Origin of the sequence: Flavobacterium sp. (genome assembly GCF_044371705.1) — a bacterium.
In the GTDB taxonomy this organism is placed as follows: Bacteria; Bacteroidota; Bacteroidia; order Flavobacteriales; family Flavobacteriaceae; genus Flavobacterium.
In genome coordinates, this window is sequence record NZ_JBILTE010000149.1 from 1 (window position 1) to 6,211 (window position 6,211).

A 6,211-nucleotide genomic window follows, 5' to 3' on the forward strand; every position below is an offset into this window, starting at 1 on the left:
TATCGTTGTTTAAAACTTCCGATTTTCTTTGATTGGAATCTAATGAAAACTGACTCAAAAAGTCGCCTAAAGCAACAAAAGCATTTATTTTGGTTTTTTGTAACATTTGTAACTTGTATATATAGTGTTTTGATTGTAATTTTGCACAAAAATAAGAAATAGAATGTTGGCAAATGCCAATAGTTAAAAGTTTAAAATTGTTTTAGTACCAACAAGTTTAAACTTTTGAATTTTAAACCTTTAAACAAAATAAAATGGCTATCATAATAACTGACGAATGTATCAATTGCGGAGCTTGCGAACCGGAATGTCCAAACACTGCTATTTACGAAGGTGCCGATGATTGGAGATATAAAGACGGAACAAAACTGAAGGGAAAAGTAATTTTACCGGATGGAACTGAGGTAGATGCCGATGCTGCTCAAACCCCGATTTCAGATGATATTTATTACATTGTTCCCGGAAAGTGCACCGAATGTAAAGGTTTCCATGAAGAACCTCAATGTGCCGCTGTTTGTCCGGTGGATTGTTGTGTGCCTGATGATAATCATGTAGAAAGTGAAGAAACATTGTTAAACAGACAATCATTTTTGCATAATGAATAACATAGATTCCCTTTTTTAAGGGATTTTTTTATGAATAAGTTTTTCTCAATTATTTTTTTATTCCTCTATTGCAATCTTGCATTCAGTCAAGTGATCAATGGTAAAATTGTTGATGAAAATGATATGCCTCTTTATGGAGTCACCGTTTATTTCGATGGAACAACATTGGGAACCTCTACAAATGAAGAAGGTTTTTTTGAATTTAATTTGCAATCCATTCCCAATGCAACTTTAGTAATTAGTTATCTAGGTTACGAATCGGTTTATCTGAATTCCATTCAATCTCCAGTCAATTTAAAATTGAAACCGAACGCCATTGCTCTGAAAGAAGTTGTTTTGGAGCCTATTCCATTTACTCGTAAAGAAATGCTTGAAATTTTTAGAGAACAATTTTTAGGCAAAACGAAAGGCGGCAAGAATTGTTTGATTTTAAATGAAGACGCAATTCAATTCAGTTATGAGTCCAAAACTTATAAATTGACCGCTTTTGCTGATGAAAGATTAAAGATAAAAAACAATTATTTGGGTTATTTAATTGATTTTGAACTGGTTGATTTTTATGTGCTGTTTACAAAAAGATCTGTTTCCAGTCAGTACGTAAAAAGTAGTTTTTATGCGGGAACCACTTTTTATACTGATTTAAGTACTAGCGAACAAGCGTATGATAAGAACAGAGCGAATTCCTACCTAGGTTCAACCATGCAATTTTTTAAAAATTTGACAACGAATACTTGGGGTAAAAAGGAGTTTGTACTTTTTGAAGGAAGTTTTGCAACCAATCCCGATTTGTTTTTTGAGGTTACTGACTATCAAAATGTGAAAAAAGTAACCATAAAAAATCAAGAAAAGTTTACTTCTTCGTTCAACGGGAATAGCAGATTTTACAAAAGCTTTAATCTACTATTTGACAAAAAAGACCAATCAAAAGTGACCTTTAGAACGCCGGTTTTTTATGTGGATGCTTACGGAAATCACACCAACATTGATGCAATTGATTTTTCGGGCGAAATTTCAAAAAAGCGTTTTGGCGATATGTTGCCCACTAATTTTGTTTTACCGACTGCTGTGAATTAAGGTGTGTTGAAGGAATGAAAGGCTATTTTATTCTTTCAATTATTAAAACTATATTTGCACCCGTTTAAAAACCCTTTTACCCATTCCCGGAATTTCGGGACTAAACCATTACTTTAAAAGATGAAAGCAGGAATTGTAGGATTACCAAATGTTGGAAAATCAACCCTTTTTAATTGTTTGTCAAATGCAAAAGCTCAAAGTGCCAACTTTCCCTTTTGTACAATCGAACCAAATATTGGTGTAGTTAACGTTCCTGATCCTAGAATTACCCGTTTGGAAGAATTGGTAAAACCGGAACGTGTTCAAATGGCAACAGTGGACATTGTTGATATTGCAGGTTTGGTAAAAGGAGCCTCTAAAGGTGAAGGTTTAGGCAATCAGTTTTTGGGAAACATCAGAGAATGTAACGCCATTATTCACGTGTTGCGTTGTTTTGATAACGATAATATTGTGCACGTGGATGGAAATGTGAATCCTATTCGCGACAAAGAAACCATCGACATCGAATTACAATTAAAAGATTTAGAAACCGTTGAAAAACGTTTGGAAAAAACTAACCGTGCGGCAAAAACAGGTAATAAAGAAGCGATTGTTGAAAAAGCATTGTTAGACCGAATTCGCGAAGCTTTATTGCAAGCAAAATCCGCACGAACAGTAATTCCTCAAAATCAAGATGAAATTGATTTGATGGAAGAGTTTCAATTAATTACAACCAAACCGGTTTTGTATGTGTGTAATGTGGATGAAGCTTCGGCTGTAAATGGAAACAACTATGTAGATCAAGTACGTGAATTAGTAAAAGACGAAAATGCTGAAGTAATTGTACTTTCCGTTGGAGCAGAAGCTGATATTACGGAATTAGAAAGCTACGAAGAACGTCAGGTTTTCCTAGAAGATATGGGATTAACTGAACCGGGTTCCGCGGTTTTAATTCGTGCCGCTTACAAATTACTAAAATTACAAACTTATTTCACGGCAGGTGTTAAAGAAGTGCGTGCGTGGACCATCAATATTGGCGATACCGCACCAAAAGCAGCAGGTGTAATTCATACGGACTTTGAAAAAGGATTTATTAGAGCTGAAGTAATAGCCTTTGAAGATTATTCTACTTTCGGCTCAGAAGCGAAAGTAAAAGAAGCCGGAAAATTACGCGTTGAAGGGAAAGAGTACATTGTTAAAGATGGCGATGTGATGCATTTCCGTTTTAATGTATAGAAAGTACTTTTTTAGTTAAATTAACCTGCAAACTTTCTTTTGCAGGTTTTTTGTTTTTAATAAATACTTTTCATTCCTTTATACACCTAAATCTAACTATCGTGAAATTACAACAACTTTTACTCAATAGTAAAAAGCAACAAAAAACACTTTTGTCAACGGATAATTTCATGCCTGCAAAAGCTAATTTAGTTTTAGCTTTTGCACAAAGAACATTATTAGAAAAAGTTTGTCCTTTTGATTTATTAAAAGAAATTTATCCCAATGCTCAAATCATACTTTGTTCCTCTTCCGGGCAAGTTTCAAATAATTGTGCTATAGAAAAGGAAATTGTAGTCACAGCAATTGAATTTGATAAAACAAAAATTATAGCAACTGAATTTGATATTTTATCTAACAATAATATAGATGACTTAGGTGAAAAGATTAAAGCCGAATTATTTTCAAAGGATTTAAAATCTGTTCTTATTTTATCAGAAGGAAGTTATATCAATGGTACTGAGCTTATTAATGAGCTAATTAAGCGAACTAACAAATTAATACCTATTTTTGGTGGTTTAGCAGGTGATGAATTCAGTTTTGAAAAAACTATAGTTGGTTTAAATGCAAACGCTTCATCTGGAAAAATTGTTGCGGTAGGTTTTTATGGTGAGCATATTCATTTTGGATATGGTTCTGAAGGAGGATGGGGCGATTTTGGGCCGGAACGAGAAGTAACTTTATCTGATAAAAATGTTCTCTATAAGATAGGTGATCGTTTTGCTTTAGATTTATATAAAGAATACCTTGGCAAATATGCAGAGGAATTACCCGGTTCATCGTTATATTTTCCTCTTTCAATGAAAGAGAATTCTGAATCAGCATCAGTAGTTAGAACAATATTAGCTATAGATGAGGAAAATAAATCAATGACATTTGCAGGAAACATTCCAAAAGGCTCACTTGTAAGGTTAATGAAAGGAAATATAGATAAACTCATTGATGCAGCATCAACTGCAGCCTTTAAAATTAAAACTGCATCGAAAGAAAAAGTTCAGTTAGCACTTTTGGTGAGTTGTGTTGGAAGAAGAATAGTTTTAGGGGATAGAGTGGAGGAAGAATTGGAGGTTGTTAAAGATAATTTTGGTGAAAATACAATTTTATGTGGTTTTTATTCTTATGGAGAAATTTCTCCAACACAAAAAAATGTAGCTTGTGAACTTCATAATCAAACAATGACAATAGCCGCAATTTATGAGGATTAAAAACTAAATGGACAAACCAAATTTACATAGACATCTTAACCGTCAGATAAATAAATTTTTATCTGAAATTACTTTAAGAAATAATTCTGACCTTTCTACTTTTATAAAAGTCATTAATCAGACTTATTTAAATTACGAAAAAGACGCTGAGTTATTTGAACAAGCAGCCCGTTTAAATGATAAAGAATATTCAGAAATAAATGAAAAATTAAAACAAGAAATAAGTAAAAGAGATTTATTTGAACTTAAGTTAATTGAAGCTATTAATCAGCTCAATGTTGATGATGGGGTAAAGTTGGGAGGAAAAGATAATTTATTAGACCTAATTAAAATTCTTAACCGAGAAATAGAAATAAAAAAAGAATATCAAGAACAATTAAATTCAGCTAAAATATTAGCTGAAAAAGCAAATGATGCTAAATCGGAGTTTCTTTCTATTATGAGTCATGAAATAAGAACACCACTTAATGCTATTATTGGTTTGGTTTATATCATGGAGAAAGAAAATTCTTTGGAAAGTATTCATGAAAATATAGAAGTTTTAAAGCATTCTGCACAAAATTTATTTCTACTAATAAATGATATTCTTGATTTCAATAAAATTGAAGCCGGAAAGGTGGATATAGAAAAAATCCCTTTTGATTTTAAAGAACTTATCAAACAAATTGCAAAATCTTTGCAAGTTAAAGCGTCCGAAAATTTAAATACGATTCAAGTAGATATTGATGCTGATTTTCAACCTAATTTAATTAGTGACCCTTTACGAATTAATCAAATTATTACCAATTTAGTTTCTAATGCGATTAAGTTTACTAAAGAGGGTATAATTACAATTACGGTTAATCAAATCTCAATAATTAATGAAGTTTCAACATTTAAAGTTGAAGTAAAAGACACGGGTATTGGAATTGATAAAGAAAATTTTCAAAATATTTTCCAAAAATTTTCACAAGCAGAAACAAAAACTTATCGGCAATTTGGTGGAACAGGTTTAGGATTAGTAATAACCAAGAAGTTACTTAATTTATTAAAATCAGATATTCAATTTGAAAGTGAGATTGGTATTGGAACAAAATTCTATTTTACAATAAGTCTCCCCATAAATAAATACTTTGATACAATTGTTACTGATGATTTGCAAGAAAATTATAAAGAACAAGATCTAAATGGGATGCGGGTTTTATTAGTAGAAGATAATTTGATTAACATTAAAATTGCTCAAAAAATAATGAGTCAATGGAATGTGGAAGTTGATTTAGCTGAAAATGGACTTGTTGGTGTTGAAAAATTTAATTTGAATTCTTATGATGTTATTTTAATGGATTTATCAATGCCGGTAATGAATGGCTACGAAGCAACATCGATAATTAGAGAAAAAGATAAATTGATTCCGATAGTTGCCTTAACAGCTTCAGCCTCATTTGGATATTTAGACAGAGTATTTCAAATTGGAATTAATGAATATATTATAAAACCATTTAATCCGAAAGAACTCAATATGAAATTGAGAAAATATTATAAAGGTTAATTTTTAATATTTGGGTTGCTTGAACAATATAAAATGTATGTTTTTTGTCAATCTAATTATTGATAACTTCTTTTTTTTACTCTTTTATTTCCTATTGATTTCACTTATATTAGCAAAAACTCGATACGACCCAAAATGCAAGAACAAAATCAATACACCGAAGACAATATTCGTTCCCTCGATTGGAAAGAACATATCCGTATGCGACCCGGTATGTATATCGGAAAATTGGGTGATGGTTCGTCACCTGATGACGGTATTTATATCTTGTTGAAAGAAACCCTCGATAACTGTATCGATGAATATGTGATGGGTGCCGGAAAAACCATTGAAGTTACGATTAAAGATAAATTGGTAACGGTTCGTGATTACGGTCGTGGAATTCCGTTAGGAAAAGTGGTCGATGTCGTTTCAAAAATGAATACGGGTGGTAAATACGATTCCAAAGCCTTTAAAAAATCAGTCGGATTGAATGGAGTAGGTACCAAAGCGGTGAATGCGTTGTCCAATTATTTCCGTGTGGAATCCGTTCGTGACAACCAACA

Annotated in this window: 6 protein-coding genes; all 6 read left to right on the forward strand. The window is 32.0% G+C overall.

What is annotated here, in order from left to right; translation table 11 throughout:
• The first annotated feature begins 254 nt into the window (after positions 1-254).
• On the forward strand, positions 255-605 hold the full coding sequence (locus tag ACIQ2S_RS10120; protein WP_396175583.1) for a 4Fe-4S dicluster domain-containing protein: 351 nt from the start codon (positions 255-257) through the stop codon (positions 603-605).
• Between the two features lie 30 nt (positions 606-635).
• Complete coding sequence (locus ACIQ2S_RS10125; RefSeq protein WP_396175585.1) at positions 636-1,679, forward strand: carboxypeptidase-like regulatory domain-containing protein; 1,044 nt, start codon at positions 636-638, stop codon at positions 1,677-1,679.
• A gap of 120 nt (positions 1,680-1,799) precedes the next feature.
• Positions 1,800-2,894 carry a redox-regulated ATPase YchF gene (gene ychF / locus ACIQ2S_RS10130; RefSeq protein ID WP_396175587.1) on the forward strand — a complete coding sequence of 365 codons (1,095 nt, stop codon included), beginning with the start codon at positions 1,800-1,802 and terminating at the stop codon, positions 2,892-2,894.
• A gap of 101 nt (positions 2,895-2,995) precedes the next feature.
• Entirely contained in the window at positions 2,996-4,138 is a 1,143-nt protein-coding gene (locus tag ACIQ2S_RS10135) for an FIST signal transduction protein (RefSeq protein ID WP_396175589.1), read from the forward strand.
• 7 nt (positions 4,139-4,145) lie between these two features.
• Positions 4,146-5,666 carry an ATP-binding protein gene (locus tag ACIQ2S_RS10140; protein WP_396175591.1) on the forward strand — a complete coding sequence of 507 codons (1,521 nt, stop codon included), beginning with the start codon at positions 4,146-4,148 and terminating at the stop codon, positions 5,664-5,666.
• A gap of 135 nt (positions 5,667-5,801) precedes the next feature.
• Positions 5,802-6,211, forward strand: a 410-nt coding sequence (locus ACIQ2S_RS10145) for an ATP-binding protein (RefSeq protein WP_396175593.1), incomplete at its 3' end; no start/stop codon positions are given.